Genomic DNA, 15,001 nt, shown 5'->3' on the forward strand with positions numbered 1-15,001 from the left:
GGTTAGCTCTCCTTCGATGGCAGATTGTCAGACAGCCAGTTGGCCATCTGGCAGTACTGCGCCACGGAAATATTTTCTGCACGCATGGCCGGATCGATGCCCAGCTCGGTCAGCACTTCCACGCTGAACAGGTTGCCGAGACTGTTGCGGATGGTCTTGCGGCGCTGGTTGAACGCTTCGGTGGTGATGCGGCTCAGCACCCGGATCTCTTTGACCGGATACGGCATCGTGCTGTGCGGCACCAGGCGGACCACCGCGGAATCGACCTTAGGCGGCGGGGTGAACGCGCTCGGCGGCACTTCGAGTACCGGGATCACCTGGCAATAATATTGCGCCATCACGCTTAACCGACCATACGCCTTACTGTTCGGTCCGGCAACCAGACGATTCACCACTTCCTTCTGCAACATAAAGTGCATATCGGCAATGGCATCAGTATAGCTGAACAGATGGAACATCAGCGGGGTCGAAATATTGTACGGCAGGTTGCCGAAGACGCGCAGCGGCTGACCCATTTTCTCCGCCAGTTCGCCGAAGTTCATGGTCATCGCATCCTGCTGATAGATGGTCAGCTTCGGCCCGAGGAACGGATGCGTCTGCAGGCGTGCCGCCAGATCGCGGTCCAGCTCAATGACGGTCAACTGGTCAAGGCGTTCGCCGACCGGCTCGGTCAGCGCGGCGAGACCGGGGCCGATTTCAACCATCGCCTGGCCTTTCTGCGGATTAATCGCCGAGACGATGCTGTCGATCACAAACTGATCGTTGAGGAAGTTCTGCCCGAAGCGTTTACGGGCTAAATGGCCCTGATGGACTCGATTATTCATTGGGTATTAACAATCATTTTGATGGCGAGATTAAGCGCCGTGATAAAACTGCCGACGTCCGCTGTTCCCTGGCCCGCTAATTCCAGTGCGGTGCCGTGGTCGACGGAGGTACGAATAAAAGGTAAACCGAGCGTAATGTTCACGCCGCGGCCAAAGCCCTGGTATTTTAGCACGGGCAGGCCCTGATCGTGGTACATCGCGAGTACTGCATCGGCATGGTCAAGGTATTTGGGCTGGAAAAGGGTGTCAGCTGGCAGCGGACCGCTGAGGTTCATCCCCTTCGCGCGCATCTCTTCCAGCACCGGAATGATGGTATCTATCTCTTCCGTTCCCATATGACCGCCTTCGCCAGCATGCGGGTTAAGCCCGCAAACCAGCACGTGCGGCTGGGCAATACCAAATTTCGTGCGCAGGTCGTGATCGAGAATCGTGATGATCTCGCGCAGCAGGTCGGGCGTTATCGCCTCGCTGATGGCTTTCAACGGCAGATGGGTCGTCACCAGCGCCACCCGCAGCTCCTCGGTCGCCAGCATCATCACCACTTTGCTGGCCTGCGCGCGCTCTTCGAAGAACTCGGTATGACCGGTGAAGGCGATGCCGGCGTCGTTGATGTTGCCTTTGTGCACCGGACCGGTCACTAACGCCGCAAATTCGCCGCTCAGGCAGCCGTCGCAGGCGCGCGCCAGCGTCTCGACCACGTAGGCGCCGTTCTGTACGTTCAGCACGCCGGGCTCCGCCGGGACGCTCAGCGGGACGTTAAGCAGCGTCAGCGTACCGGCACGCTGCGGAACGGGCGGTTGCGCAGGATCGTATGGCAGGAGAGATAAAGGAAGACCGAGCCTTTGGGCTCGGTCAGTTAACAGGGCGCCGTCGGCGCAGATCACCAGCTCAACTGGCCAGTCGCGCTGGGCAAGCTGCACGACCAGGTCAGGGCCAATCCCGGCGGGTTCGCCGGGAGTGATAACAACTTTACGGGTTTCAGGCATCGATATTAGTTGCTCAGAATTTTAACATACGCACTGGCGCGCTGTTCCTGCATCCAGGTTGCCGCTTCTTCAGAGAATTTGCGGTTCATCAGCATACGGTAAGCACGATCTTTCTGCGCGGCGTCGGTTCTGTCGACCTGACGGCTATCCAGCAGTTCGATCAGGTGCCAGCCGAAGGAGGAGTGCACTGGTCCGCTGGTCTGCCCTTTGTTCAGACGCATCAGCGCATCGCGGAACGCCGGGTCGAAGATATCCGGCGTGGCCCAGCCTAAATCACCGCCCTGGTTCGCCGAGCCCGGATCTTCAGAATACGCTTTCGCCGCTTTAGCGAAGGTGGTTTTCCCGCTCTTAATGTCGGCGGCAATTTGCTCCAGCTTAGCCTGAGCCTGCGCATCGTTCATGATTGGCGATGGCTTCAGCAGAATATGACGGGCATGCACTTCAGTGACGGAGATGTTCTGGGTCCCGCCGCGCAGATCGTTCACTTTCAGAATGTGGAAGCCGACGCCGGAACGGATCGGACCGACGATATCCCCTTTCTTCGCGGTGCTTAACGCCTGGGCGAAAATGCCCGGCAGCTCCTGGATACGACCCCAGCCCATCTGGCCGCCCTTCAGCGCCTGCTGGTCGGCGGAGTAGGTGATCGCCAGTTTACCGAAGTTGGCGCCGTTGCGCGCTTGCTCAACGATAGCATTCGCTTGCTCCTGGGCCGCGGCGACTTGATCGGAGGTCGGGTTCTCCGGCAGCGGGATCAGGATGTGGCTCAGGTTGAGCTCGGTGCTGGCGTCGTTCTGGTCGCCGATCTGTTTGGCCAGCGCTTCCACTTCCTGCGGCAGCACGGTGATGCGACGACGCACTTCATTGTTACGCACTTCCGAAATCAGCATCTCTTTACGGATCTGGTTACGGTAGGTGTTGTAGTTGATGCCTTCATAGGCCAGACGGCTGCGCATCTGATCCATGGTCATGTTGTTTTGTTTAGCGATGTTGGCGATGGCCTGATCGAGCTGGTCGTCAGAGACCTTCACGCCCATCTTCTGCCCCATCTGTAACACGATCTGGTCCATGATCAGTCTTTCGAGGATTTGATGGCGCAGGGTCGCGTCATCCGGCAGCTGTTGGCCAGCCTGACCAGCATTGAGCTTAACCGATTGCATCAAACCATCGACGTCGCTTTCCAGCACGACGCCATTATTGACGACGGCCGCTACTTTATCGACCACCTGGGGGGCAGCGAAACTGGTATTCGCGATCATGGCGATACCGAGAAGCAGCGTTTTCCAGTTCTTCATACTTTTTCCATTTCGATTAACCGCAAATGCGGATGATGTTGTAAACCAGCCGCATCACAGGGAGCTCTGGTACGGTAAAATGTTCGAACGCAGCATCTGCTGGGTGCCGAGGCCGTAGTTAGAGCTCAGACCGCGCAATTCGATATTGATTCCGAAGGTGTTGTCGTATTTGCTCTCGCCGCCGTTGTTGTTGCTATCCCAGCCGTTGACTTTGCGTTCGTAGCCAAGACGGATGGCGTAGCAGCAGGAGTTATACTGGACACCCAACATCTGGTTTGCTGCTTTCCGGGTATTGGTATCGTAGTAGTAGGCACCGACCACGGACCAGCGATCGACGATCGGCCAGCTGGCGGTCATCCCCACCTGCGAGATACCCTCTTTATATTGCGCCGCGGTGGAATATGACGGCAGTGTGGCCTGAATATATTCCGGGCTGGCGTAACGATAGTTAAGCTGGACTAAGCGGTTTTCATCGCGACGGTATTCAATGGTGCCGTTACCGGTTGCGACGTTATCCAGACGCGTATCGTACTGGATCCCGCCGCGCAGACCCCAGTTATCGGCAATGCGCCAGTAGGTGTCGCCGGCCCATACCAGTGAACCCGTGGTGTCGTTGTTCTCCCAGTTGATGTTGTCATCACCGGTGCGTGACTCGGTGAAATAGTAGATTTGACCAACGGAAATGTTAAAACGTTCCACCGCGGCGGCGTCATACACGCGCGAGGTGATACCGGTAGTGACCTGATTGGCCGACGCGATGCGGTCGAGACCGCTATAGGTACGGTCGCGGAACAGGCCAGTGTAGTCCGACTGCAACAGCGTGGAGTCATAGCTGCCGATTTCACTCTGATCGCGGTACGGCACATACAGATACTGCATGCGTGGTTCCAGCGTTTGGGTGAATCCCTCCTGAAGGTCGCGCTCGAAGACCATTTTGCCGTCGACTTTAAACTGCGGCATCACACGGCTAACGGACTCTTTGTAGTCCGTGCCGTTGGCGGCGTTGTACTTATCGAGGTTGCTCTGCTGGTAGTGGGTCGCCAGCAGCTTGGCTTCGGTATTCAGACTGCCCCAGCCGTTCGACAGCGGCAGGTTGATCGTCGGCTCGAAGTGAACGCGGGTCGCTTCCGGCATGTTGTTATTCGAGTTAACAAAATGGGCGACCTGGCCGTACAGATGGGTATCGAACGGACCGACATCGTTCTGGTAGTAGTTAATGTCGAGCTGCGGCTCAGCCGAGTAGGAGTTGCTCGACTCTCGATCGAAGACCTGGAACTGCTTGGTTGAGACCGTGGCGTCGAAGTTCTGATTGACATACCCGGCGCTGAATTTCTGCGTCGCATAGCCGTCGGTACTGGAACCATACTTCGAGCTGAAATCGTTGAAGTAGTCAGGATCGCTGACCTTGGTGTAGTCAGCGTTCAGACGCCACACCTGATCGATAACTCCGGAGTGGTTCCAGTAGAACAGCCAGCGGCGGCTGTTGCTGTCGCTGGAGTGGTCATCTTCGTAGACTTTATCCGACGGCAGGTAGTCGAACTCCGTTAAGCCGCTGCCGAGCTGGGTCAGATAGCGGAATTCGTTTTCCCACATCACGCCGCCGCGCTTGTTCATATAGTGCGGGGTGATGGTAGCATCGAAGTTTGGCGCGATGTTCCAGTAGTACGGCAGGGAGAATTCCACGCCGTTTTTGGTGCTGTATTTCGCGTTCGGGATCAGGAAGCCGGAACGACGCTTATCGCCCACCGGCAGCTGCAGGTAGGGGCTGTAGAAAATCGGCACGGAGCCAAGCTTGAAGCGGGCGTTCCAGATCTCGGCGACCTGCTCTTCGCGATCGTGGATAACTTCGCTACCCACGACGCTCCAGGTGTCGGAGCCCGGCAGACAGGAGGTAAAGCTGCCGTTTTCCAGAATGGTATAGCGGTTTTCACCGCGCTGTTTCATCAGGTCAGCAGTACCGCGTCCCTGGCGTCCGACCATTTGATAATCGCCTTGCCAGACGTTGGTATCTTTAGTATTCAGATTCGACCAGGCTTTTGGTCCTTTGAGGATCACCTGGTTATCGTCGTAATGCACGTTGCCCAGCGCGTCCACCGTGCGCACCGGCTGCGCCTGGCCCGCGGCCTGCTGCTGATGCAGCTGAACTTCGTCGGCGCGGAGGCGGCTATTCCCCTGGTTGATATCGACGTTGCCGGTAAAGACGGCGTTGTCCGGGTAATTGCCCTTCGCATGATCGGCGTTAATCGTCACCGGCAGATCGCCAGGCCGCCCTTCCACGAGCGGACGATCAAAGCTTGGCACGCCAAGCATACATTGCGTTGCGAGATCGGCAGCGAGGCCTTGTTGGCTATACAAGGCGCTGGCAATCATCGTAGCCAGGAGGCTGGGAATACGTTTTTTCATACGTTGTATTTATTGTTCCATCATCTTGTGGCAGCGGCTTGCAAACGGTCAGAGCCTAACTTACTCAACTTTATCACGCTAGTGTTAATCCTGCCCGTTTCGAGCCCGAGCGTTAGGCACCCTGTTGAATGACGAGTATGATAAAGCAAATTATAGGCTATGTCCCACAATTGACCGAGGCGCGAGTGCCGGGTAACGTGCGGTCATATTCGTGCTTAACGGCGACAAACAGTTGGGGAGTCTATGCAGTATTTGGGTAAAGTGATTGGCGTGGCAGTAGCTTTGCTGATGGGCGGTGGGTTCTGGGGCGTGGTGCTCGGCTTCCTGGTCGGCCATATGTTTGACCGGGCGCGCAGCCGCCGGTTGAATCTCTTCGCCAATCAGCAGGAGCGTCAGTCGCTCTTCTTTTCCACCACCTTTGAAGTGATGGGGCATCTGACCAAATCCAAGGGCCGCGTTACCGAGGCGGATATTCACGTCGCCAATGTGCTGATGGATCGCATGAATCTGCACGGCGCTTCGCGTACCGCGGCGCAGCAGGCGTTTCGCGACGGCAAAGCCGACAATTATCCGCTGCGCGAGAAGATGCGCCAGCTGCGCAGCGTCTGCTTTGGCCGCTTCGATCTGATTCGGATGTTTCTGGAAATTCAGCTGCAGGCGGCGTTCGCTGACGGCGAACTGCACCCTAACGAACGTGAAGTGCTGTTCGTCATCGCCGATGAGCTTGGCATCTCTCGCGCCCAGTTCGATCAATTCCTGCGAATGATGCAGGGCGGCGCCCAGTTTGGCGGCGGTTCGCAACAGCAATCTTATGGTCAGCGCGGCGGCAACGCCGGCTGGCAGCAGGCGCAGCGCGGGCCAACGCTGGAGGACGCCTGCAACGTGCTGGGGGTGAAACCGACTGACGACGCGGCGACGGTGAAGCGCGCCTATCGTAAGCTGATGAACGAGCACCATCCGGACAAGCTGGTGGCGAAAGGGCTGCCGCCGGAGATGATGGAGATGGCCAAACAGAAAGCCCAGGAGATCCAGAAGGCCTGGGAGCTGATCAAAGAACAGCGCGGCTTCTGAGTTTTTCAGCCCCTCGCCCGGCGAGAGGGGTTAGCGTTTGGCCTGTGCGCGGCGATACAGCCGCCGCGGATGGCCGATTTTTCCATACAGCATCTCCACCTCCAGAAACCCGGTCTCAACGCCGTGTTCAAGATAGCGGCGGGCGGTGGTTTTGCTGAGTCCGGCGGCGCTGACCACCTCATCAACGGAAAAGCAGTGCGCTTCCCGGCCGCTAAACAGACCCTGCACCAGCGCCAGGGTCTTCTCTTCAATCCCCTTGCTGCCACTATCTACGCGATAGTTCTTCGCCTGCAGTTGATAGAGGGAATCGACGTTCTGCTGATCGACGATTTTCCACTCCCGCTGCTGATCGTAGAACTGGATAAAACGCTCCAGCGACTGACTCAGCCGCTTCCATGATACCGGCTTAAGAATATAGTCGAAGGCGCCGTTGCGGATAGCCTGGCTGCAGGTTTCCATATCGCTGGCGGCGGTGATAAAGATCACCGAGCATTGGCTGGTCGCCAGCGCCGGATCGGTCATCAGCGTCACCCCTTTGCCGTCCGGCAAATAGTTATCCAGCAGTACCAGCTGCGGCGGGGTGGCGTGGAGCAACTGGCGGGCCTGGGCGAGGGAGGCCGCCATGCCCGCCAGCCGCAGACGCGGGTGTTTCTGCACAAGCTCGGCGTGCAGGCGCGCCAGCTCGCTCTCATCTTCAATGATTAGCACATCGACCAGGTCATGATGCATCGTGGGCCTCCGGGTGCGGGCGGGCAGGTGCGTCGGCCGGGATAAACAGGGTGAAGATCGTTCCCCGCGGCGCGTTATCGGCGACTTCGATGGTACCGCCCGCCTGAGTGACATAATGTTCAATAAGATACAGACCAATGCCGTGATCGCCACGGGTTTTGGTGGTGACGCCGCGTTCAAAAATGCGCTCGCGGATATCGGGGCGGATGCCGACGCCGCGGTCGGCCACTTCGATAATCAGCTCCCGGGCGTTGAGCTGGATCAGGACTTCCACCGGCTCATGCGGAAGCTCGGCGCGCTGCGTGGCTTCGATGGCGTTATCCAGCAGGTTGCCGATGATGGAGATCAGCTCGGATTCCATCAGCGACGGCAGGGGACGGTCAATGCGGCAGGCCGGGTCGAAGCTCAGCGCCACGCCTTTTTCGCGGGCGCGGGTGGCTTTGCCGAGCAGCAGACCGCACAGCGTCGGCGAGTGGAAGTGCGAGGAGATAAAGTCCAATAGCTCCTGAGCATGTTCCGACTGGGCCTGAATATAGCGGATCGCTTCGTCATAATGGCCCATATGCAGCAGGCCGGAGAGGGTAGTCATCCGGTTGAGCTGCTCGTGGCGCATGATGCGCAGATTGTCGACATAGCGCTTCACCTGGCTCAGCTGGGCGGTGAGGGCATTGATTTCATTGCGGTCACGGAATGTGATCACCCAGCCCTGCAGGGTATTCTCCAGCATAATGCGTACCCGACTGGCGAGCACGGTCAACTGGTTGAAGCGGCACAGCTCATCGTGGGTGTCGCGCTCAAGCATGTCGCCGCTGGCGAAAAAGGGCTGCGGGGAAATCACGCTGTCAATCGACTGACCGCGCAGCTGACTGGCGGGCTGGCTGAGTCCCAGCAGGCTGCGGGCGGCATGGTTTATCACCTCAATGCGCCGCTGGCGATCGATGACGATCACCCCCTCAAAGATCGACTCCATCATCGCCTTTTGCTGTCGCACCAGCAGGCCTATCTCCCGCGGCTCGAGCGAAAAAATCTGCTTTTTGATGCTGCGGGTAAAGTACCAGGAGAAGATAAACAGGGCGATGAGCAGCAGAACGGCGGCGATAAAAATATTGATCACTTTGGTCAGGGTAATGCTGTCGAGATAGCTGGTGAGGTAGCCGACGGAGACAATGCCGATCACCCGCCCCTCGTCATCGACGATCGGCGTTTTGCTGCGCAGCGAGACCCCAAGTCCGCCTTTGCGAATGGTGGTAATGGATTTTCCCTCCAGTACCGCCTGGTTGTCGCCGCCAACCAGCCGCGTGCCGACCCACTCCGGATGGACCGAATGAAACAGATGCACCCCCTGGCGGTCGCCGATGACGATAAAGCTGGCGTCGCTATGGGCGGCGATTTGCTGCATAAACGCCTGAATCGCCTGTGGGTCATGCCGGCTGACCTGCTGACGTAAATTTGGCATCAGGGCTATCTCTTCGGCCTGAATTTTGGCCCGGGCGCTCATTTCCTGATAAAGCTGGCGGCTGGCATCAAAGTAATAATAAATACCCAGCGCGATAAAGAGGACTGAGAAAAAAGCGACCAGCGAAATAAACAGCTTATATTGAAAAGATAATTTCATAGGTCCCGGACAACGTATTCACCATACCGGCACTCTATCATTTTTCTGTCACGTGACGTAAATGTTAAAGGAAAGTTGTGATCAGTGGCGCAGGCGCGGGCTGCCGCCAGCGGTTGCGGTGGATATAAGGCGTGATGGGAAATAAAAACCATAAAAACCACGATAATAAATCAGAGATATATCACCCCTGCGCGGAACAGCGAATAGAAACCATAAAAACCATAGTGTCCATTAAAACTTCTTTTTTAATTCGGGGAGCTTCACATTAACGACGCCGCTGTCCCTTTACGCTGAAAATGAATAATAACGACAGGGCTGAATTTATGAGCACGACAGACAATGCATTCTCTGCAACCCTTGAACCGATCAATACGCCGAAAGCCACGCTCCGGCAGCGCTGGTGGCACATCATGGATAACTGGAAGATAGGGATCGTCCCGCTGCCGCTGTTTTTGCTGGCTGGGGGGCTGATTGCCCTCGACTGCCTTGGCGGTAAACTGCCGAGCGATATCGTGGTGATGGTGGCCACTCTGGCTTTCTTTGGTTTCGCCTGCGGCGAGTTTGGTAAACGCCTGCCGGTGCTGGGGAAACTCGGCGCGGCGGCGATCTGCGCCACTTTTATTCCTTCCGCGCTGGTCCATTACGGCCTGCTGCCGGACGTGGTCGTGGAATCCACCACCAAATTCTATAAATCCACCAACATCCTCTATCTCTATATCTGCTGCATTATCGTCGGCAGCATCATGAGTATGAACCGCACCACCCTGATTCAGGGCTTCCTGAAGATCTTCTTCCCAATGCTGTGCGGCGAGGTGGTCGGCATGCTGGTGGGCATCGGCGTTGGCACGCTGCTGGGCATGGAGCCGTTTCAGGTGTTCTTCTTTATCGTGCTGCCGATCATGGCCGGCGGCGTGGGGGAAGGGGCGATCCCGCTGTCGATGGGCTATGCCGCGCTGATGCATATGGAGCAGGGGGTGGCCCTGGGCCGGGTGTTGCCGATGGTGATGCTCGGCAGCCTGACGGCGATCGTTATCTCCGGCTGCCTCAACCAGCTCGGCAAGCGCTTCCCGCATCTGACCGGCGAAGGGCAACTGATGCCGAACCGCAGCCATGAAACCCGCAGCCTCGGCGAGAGTGAAGGCATGAGCGGTAAAACCGACGTCGGGACGCTGGCCTCCGGCGCGCTGCTGGCGGTACTGCTGTATATGATGGGGATGCTCGGCCACAAACTGATTGGTCTGCCGGCGCCGGTGGGCATGCTGTTTCTCGCGGTGCTGTTAAAGCTGGCTAATGTGGTGTCTCCGCGCCTGCAGGAGGGATCGCAGATGGTGTATAAATTCTTCCGCACCGCGGTCACCTACCCGATCCTCTTTGCCGTCGGTGTGGCGATCACCCCGTGGCAGGAGCTGGTGAACGCCTTCACTTTCACCAATCTGCTGGTGATCGTCAGCACCGTCTCCGCGCTGGTGGCGACCGGTTTCCTGGTCGGTAAAAAGATAGGGATGCACCCGATCGATGTGGCGATTGTCTCCTGTTGCCAGAGCGGGCAGGGCGGCACCGGCGATGTGGCGATCCTGACCGCTGGTAACCGCATGAGCCTGATGCCGTTCGCGCAGATCGCTACCCGGATTGGCGGGGCGATAAATGTCGCTCTGGGGTTGCTGTTCCTCAGCCACTATCTGGCGTGATATAACGCTACGCTCAGCGATAAAACTGCTATTTTCCGCTACAGAACGCCGAAAATATCTGCGTTCTGTATCCTAAATGCTCCGCATTTAGCGTTACAATCAGCGCGCGATCGGCTATCGCAACCATCATTATGACAGTCCAGGCGCTGTCGCATTTATCATATGTAGGAGAGGAATTAATGTCAGTGGATACTCCCGCCCAGGCGGGCGTCAGCATCGACGCATTGCTGGCGGCGAAAGAGCAGCGTGCAGCCCGCCAGGCCGACTGGTTGGCCCATTATCAGCAGCCTGTTATTTCCCTGACCCTGGTGACCCCCGGGGCGGTGAAGGACAGCATTCGATATCGCAACATGATGGGCGTAGCCCTCCAGGCCTGCGATCAGCTGCTTTGGAAGCACCGCTGGCAAACGCTGGATCGTCAGGTGCTGTGGCTGCCGACCGGGCCTGAAGCGCTGTGGTGCGTGGCGCATCCGGCCAGCGAAATCAAAGCGATGTGCAGTACGCTGGAGCAGAGCCATCCGCTGGGACGCTTGTGGGATATTGATGTGATCTGTCCGCAGAGCGGGCAGGTGGGACGCCAGTCGCTGGGCGAGTCGCAGCGCCGCTGCCTGCTGTGCGATGAGCCGGCGCACGCCTGCGCGCGTAGCCGTCGTCACGATACCGATCTCGTCGTTGCCCGCGTTGAGCAGATGATTGACGCGTGGTTTGCCCGCGATTAACGGGTTAGCATTCCCCGGCGGCAGAGCGCTGCCGGGGAGGTCCTAAAAGTCGAGCGGCGCGCGGAAGGTCATCGCGTTGCCGTAGGCGGGGTGGGTGATGGTGAGCGTCTCGGCGTGAAGCAGCAGGCGCGGGGCCATCGCCAGCGCCTCGGGCGTGGCGTAAAAGCGGTCGCCAAGGATCGGATGTCCCAGCGCCAGCATATGCACGCGCAGCTGGTGTGACCGTCCGGTAATTGGCTTCAGGCGCACGCGGGCGGTGTTATCTTCCGCGTACTCCAGCACCTCATACTTGGTCTGCGCCGCTTTGCCGGTTTCATAACACACCTTCTGCTTTGGCCGGTTCGGCCAGTCGCAAATCAGCGGTAAATCCACCAGGCCCTCCGCCGGCTGCGGATGGCCCCAGACGCGGGCGATGTACTGCTTCTTCGGCTCGCGCTCGCGGAACTGGCGCTTCAGTTCGCGCTCCGCCGCCTTATTCAGCGCCACCACAATCACGCCGCTGGTGGCCATATCAAGGCGATGCACCGATTCGGCCTGCGGGAAGTCGCGCTGAATGCGCGTCATCACGCTGTCTTTATGCTCATCAAGACGACCCGGCACGGACAACAAGCCGCTCGGCTTGTTGACCACCATGATGTGCTCATCCTGATACAGGATCACCAGCCAGGGATCCTGCGGCGGATTGTAGTTTTCCATCGCCATTTCGCGTTCCGTTACTGGTGAGTGACGACGATCAGACGCAGCGCGTCCAGACGCCATCCGGCCTGTCCCAGTGCCTCCAGCACCTGCTGGCGGTTGCTTTCAATCGCCGCCAGTTCGTCGTCACGGATGTTCGGGTTGACCGCCTTCAGCGCTTCCAGACGGGAGAGCTCCGCCGTCAGCTTATCGTCGGCTTCACTACGCGCCGCGTCGATCAGCCCCTGCGCCGCCTTGGCGATCTGCGCTTCGCCCTTCTGCAGAATGGCATGAACGTCCTGCTGCACCGCGTTGACCAGCTTGCTGCCGGTGTGGCGATTGACCGCGCTCAGCTGGCGGTTGAAGCTTTCAAACTCCACCTGGCCGGCGAGGTTGTTGCCGTTTTTATCCAGCAGCATGCGAACCGGGGTCGCCGGCAGGAAGCGGTTGAGCTGCAGCTGCTTCGGCGCCTGCGCTTCGACCACGTAGATCAGCTCCAGCAGCAGAGTGCCGACCGGCAGCGCCTTGTTCTTCAGCAGGGAAATAGTGCTGCTGCCGGTATCGCCGGAGAGGATCAGGTCGAGGCCGTTGCGGATCAGCGGGTGTTCCCAGGTGATGAACTGCGCGTCTTCACGGGACAGCGCCACGTCACGCTCGAAGGTGATGGTGCAACCGTCCTCCGGCAGGCCCGGGAAATCCGGCACCAGCATATGGTCGGAAGGGGTGAGGACGATCAGGTTTTCCCCGCGGTCGTCCTGGTTGATGCCGACGATATCGAACAGATTCATCGAGAAGGCGATCAGGCTGGTGTCGTCATCCTGCTCTTCGATGCTCTCCGCCAGGGCCTGGGCTTTCTCGCCGCCGTTGGAGTGGATCTCCAGCAGACGGTCGCGGCCCTGCTCCAGCTGCGCTTTCAGAGCGTCATGCTGCTGGCGGCAGGATTTGATCAGATCGTCAAAGCCGTCGGTGGATTCCGGCGCCGCAAGGTAGTTGATCAGCTCGTTATGGACGCTGTCGTAGACGGTCCGTCCGGTCGGGCAGGTATGTTCAAAGGCGTCGAGGCCTTCGTGATACCAGCGCACCAGCACCGACTGCGCGGTCTTTTCCAGGTACGGGACGTGAATCTGGATATCGTGCGCCTGGCCGATACGGTCGAGACGGCCGATACGCTGCTCCAGCAGATCCGGGTTAAACGGCAGATCGAACATCACCAGGTTGCTGGCGAACTGGAAGTTGCGTCCTTCGGAGCCGATCTCAGAGCACAGCAGCACCTGGGCGCCGGTGTCTTCTTCGGCAAACCACGCCGCGGCGCGGTCGCGTTCGATAATCGACATCCCTTCATGGAACACGGCGGCGCGGATACCTTCGCGCTCGCGCAGCACCTGCTCCAGCTGGAGCGCGGTGGCGGCTTTGGCGCAAATCACCAGTACCTTCTGCGAGCGATGGCTGGTCAGGTAGCCCATCAGCCACTCGACGCGCGGGTCAAAGTTCCACCAGGTGCCGGTATCGCCTTCAAATTCCTGATAGATCTGCTCCGGGTAGAGCATGTCGCGCGCGCGCTCTTCCGCGGTTTTGCGGGCGCCCATGATGCCGGATACTTTGATGGCGGTCTGGTACTGGGTCGGCAGCGGCAGGCGAATGGTGTGCAGCTCGCGTTTCGGGAAACCTTTGACGCCGTTACGGGTGTTACGGAACAGCACGCGGCTGGTGCCGTGCCGATCCATCAGCATCGATACCAGCTCCTGGCGCGCGGCCTGGGCGTCTTCGCGATCGCTGTTGGCGGCCTGCAGCAGCGGCTCGATATCCTGCTCGCCGATCAGATCGCCGAGGGTATTGAGTTCGCTATCGCTCAGCTTGTTGCCCGCCAGCAGCAGGGCGACGGCGTCGGCCACCGGACGGTAGTTCTGCTGTTCTTCGACAAACTGCGCGAAATCGTGGAAGCGGTTCGGATCCAGCAGGCGCAGGCGCGCAAAGTGGCTCTCCATCCCCAGCTGTTCCGGCGTCGCGGTCAGCAGCAGAATGCCCGGCACGCGCTCGGCCAGCTGTTCAATCGCTTGATATTCGCGGCTCGGGGCGTCTTCGCTCCACACCAGATGGTGCGCTTCATCGACCACCATCAGGTCCCACTCGGCGTCGCACAGGTGCTCCAGACGCTGCTTGCTGCGGCGCACGAAGTCTAAAGAGCAGATCACCAGCTGTTCGGTTTCGAACGGGTTGTAGGCGTCATGCTGTGCTTCGGCGTAGCGCTCGTCGTCAAACAGCGAGAAGCGCAGGTTGAATCGGCGCAGCATCTCCACCAGCCACTGGTGCTGGAGAGTTTCAGGGACCACAATCAGTACGCGCTCGGCGGCGCCGGAGAGCAGCTGCTGGTGCAGGATCATCCCGGCTTCGATGGTTTTACCTAAGCCCACTTCATCGGCCAGCAGGACGCGTGGCGCGTGACGACGGCCCACGTCGTGGGCGATGTTCAGCTGATGCGGGATCAGGCTGGTGCGTTGGCCGCGCAGGCCGCTCCACGGCATGCGGTACTGCTCGCTCTGGAACTTGCGCGCGCGGTAGCGCAGGGCAAAGCGGTCCATGCGGTCGATTTGGCCGGCGAACAGGCGGTCCTGCGGCTTGCTGAACACCAGTTTGCTGTCGAGCAGCACTTCACGCAGGGTGACGTTCGCTTCCTGGGTATCGAGGCGGGTGCCAGTGTAGGACAGCAGCCCGTTCTCTTCATGCACTTTGTCAACGTGGAGCTGCCAGCCTTCGTGGCTGGTAATGGTGTCGCCCGGGTTAAACATCACGCGAGTGATCGGGGAATCGTTGCGTGAGTACAGACGGTTTTCGCCGATGGCGGGGAAAAGGAGAGTGACCATGCGCGCATCCAGCGCTACCACCGTTCCTAATCCTAGTTCGCTCTCTGTGTCGCTAATCCAGCGTTGACCAAGTGTAAAAGGCATATATGTTCGGCTCTTTAGTTCTTTAAGTGCAGGCAATAGTTGATCATCTCCATG

Annotated in this window: 11 protein-coding genes; 3 read left to right on the plus strand and 8 right to left on the minus strand. The window is 58.8% G+C overall.

Features of this window, described 5'->3' with window-relative positions; translation table 11 throughout:
• Positions 1-2 precede the first annotated feature (2 nt).
• From rsmA to lptD, 4 genes are read right to left on the minus strand one after another with little or no spacing between them, the layout of a single operon-like run.
• Positions 3-824, minus strand: coding sequence for a 16S rRNA (adenine(1518)-N(6)/adenine(1519)-N(6))-dimethyltransferase RsmA (rsmA, locus tag ABLU50_RS07395; protein WP_004204275.1), 822 nt, complete (start codon positions 822-824; stop codon positions 3-5).
• Positions 821-1,810, minus strand: a complete 990-nt coding sequence (gene pdxA / locus ABLU50_RS07400) for a 4-hydroxythreonine-4-phosphate dehydrogenase PdxA (protein WP_065802780.1) — start codon at positions 1,808-1,810, stop codon at positions 821-823. The genes rsmA and pdxA overlap by 4 nt, the downstream gene beginning before the upstream one ends.
• 5 nt (positions 1,811-1,815) lie before the next feature.
• The gene (surA, locus tag ABLU50_RS07405; RefSeq protein ID WP_004204278.1) at positions 1,816-3,102 is read right to left on the minus strand and encodes a peptidylprolyl isomerase SurA; all 1,287 of its coding nucleotides are present in this window, start codon (positions 3,100-3,102) and stop codon (positions 1,816-1,818) included.
• Positions 3,103-3,156: 54 nt separating this feature from the next.
• Complete coding sequence (gene lptD, locus ABLU50_RS07410) at positions 3,157-5,505, minus strand: LPS assembly protein LptD (RefSeq protein ID WP_032455544.1); 2,349 nt, start codon at positions 5,503-5,505, stop codon at positions 3,157-3,159.
• Positions 5,506-5,748: 243 nt separating this feature from the next.
• Here lptD and djlA point away from each other — a divergent pair, with 243 nt between their 5' ends.
• Positions 5,749-6,576 (plus strand): co-chaperone DjlA, encoded by an 828-nt coding sequence (gene djlA / locus ABLU50_RS07415; protein ID WP_087833119.1) that lies wholly within the window; start codon positions 5,749-5,751, stop codon positions 6,574-6,576.
• A 30-nt stretch (positions 6,577-6,606) separates the two neighbouring features.
• Here djlA and ABLU50_RS07420 read toward each other — a convergent pair whose 3' ends face one another.
• Together ABLU50_RS07420 and ABLU50_RS07425 are read right to left on the minus strand one after the other, a co-directional pair.
• Positions 6,607-7,305 (minus strand): response regulator, encoded by a 699-nt coding sequence (locus ABLU50_RS07420; RefSeq protein WP_004204282.1) that lies wholly within the window; start codon positions 7,303-7,305, stop codon positions 6,607-6,609.
• Positions 7,295-8,920: a sensor histidine kinase gene (locus ABLU50_RS07425; RefSeq protein ID WP_017901206.1), complete on the minus strand. Its 1,626-nt coding sequence runs from the start codon at positions 8,918-8,920 to the stop codon at positions 7,295-7,297. The genes ABLU50_RS07420 and ABLU50_RS07425 overlap by 11 nt, the downstream gene beginning before the upstream one ends.
• Before the next feature lie 323 nt (positions 8,921-9,243).
• Here ABLU50_RS07425 and ABLU50_RS07430 point away from each other — a divergent pair, with 323 nt between their 5' ends.
• On the plus strand, positions 9,244-10,608 hold the full coding sequence (locus tag ABLU50_RS07430; protein WP_087833118.1) for a 2-hydroxycarboxylate transporter family protein: 1,365 nt from the start codon (positions 9,244-9,246) through the stop codon (positions 10,606-10,608).
• 179 nt (positions 10,609-10,787) lie between these two features.
• Positions 10,788-11,327 (plus strand): citrate lyase holo-[acyl-carrier protein] synthase, encoded by a 540-nt coding sequence (gene citX / locus ABLU50_RS07435; protein ID WP_004204286.1) that lies wholly within the window; start codon positions 10,788-10,790, stop codon positions 11,325-11,327.
• Positions 11,328-11,369: 42 nt separating this feature from the next.
• On the opposite strand, the gene rluA is transcribed toward citX, so the two are convergent.
• Positions 11,370-12,029, minus strand: coding sequence for a bifunctional tRNA pseudouridine(32) synthase/23S rRNA pseudouridine(746) synthase RluA (gene rluA / locus ABLU50_RS07440; protein ID WP_080838587.1), 660 nt, complete (start codon positions 12,027-12,029; stop codon positions 11,370-11,372).
• Between the two features lie 11 nt (positions 12,030-12,040).
• Positions 12,041-14,947, minus strand: a complete 2,907-nt coding sequence (gene rapA, locus ABLU50_RS07445; RefSeq protein WP_087833117.1) for an RNA polymerase-associated protein RapA — start codon at positions 14,945-14,947, stop codon at positions 12,041-12,043.
• Positions 14,948-15,001 lie beyond the last annotated feature (54 nt).

It is taken from the genome of Klebsiella sp. GG_Kp173 (genome assembly GCF_040062415.1).
GTDB lineage: Bacteria > Pseudomonadota > Gammaproteobacteria > Enterobacterales > Enterobacteriaceae > Klebsiella > Klebsiella quasipneumoniae.

What these genes read in the sequence shown, in the direction of transcription:
- ABLU50_RS07430 (WP_087833118.1), top strand. Translation starts at nt 9,244, where the DNA reads ATGAGCACGACAGACAATGCATTCTCTGCAACCCTTGAACCGATCAAT.
- surA (WP_004204278.1), bottom strand. Translation starts at nt 3,102, where the DNA reads ATGAAGAACTGGAAAACGCTGCTTCTCGGTATCGCCATGATCGCGAAT.
- ABLU50_RS07425 (WP_017901206.1), bottom strand. Translation starts at nt 8,920, where the DNA reads ATGAAATTATCTTTTCAATATAAGCTGTTTATTTCGCTGGTCGCTTTT.
- rsmA (WP_004204275.1), bottom strand. Translation starts at nt 824, where the DNA reads ATGAATAATCGAGTCCATCAGGGCCATTTAGCCCGTAAACGCTTCGGG.
- pdxA (WP_065802780.1), bottom strand. Translation starts at nt 1,810, where the DNA reads ATGCCTGAAACCCGTAAAGTTGTTATCACTCCCGGCGAACCCGCCGGG.
- rapA (WP_087833117.1), bottom strand. Translation starts at nt 14,947, where the DNA reads ATGCCTTTTACACTTGGTCAACGCTGGATTAGCGACACAGAGAGCGAA.
- ABLU50_RS07420 (WP_004204282.1), bottom strand. Translation starts at nt 7,305, where the DNA reads ATGCATCATGACCTGGTCGATGTGCTAATCATTGAAGATGAGAGCGAG.
- lptD (WP_032455544.1), bottom strand. Translation starts at nt 5,505, where the DNA reads ATGAAAAAACGTATTCCCAGCCTCCTGGCTACGATGATTGCCAGCGCC.
- rluA (WP_080838587.1), bottom strand. Translation starts at nt 12,029, where the DNA reads ATGGCGATGGAAAACTACAATCCGCCGCAGGATCCCTGGCTGGTGATC.
- citX (WP_004204286.1), top strand. Translation starts at nt 10,788, where the DNA reads ATGTCAGTGGATACTCCCGCCCAGGCGGGCGTCAGCATCGACGCATTG.
- djlA (WP_087833119.1), top strand. Translation starts at nt 5,749, where the DNA reads ATGCAGTATTTGGGTAAAGTGATTGGCGTGGCAGTAGCTTTGCTGATG.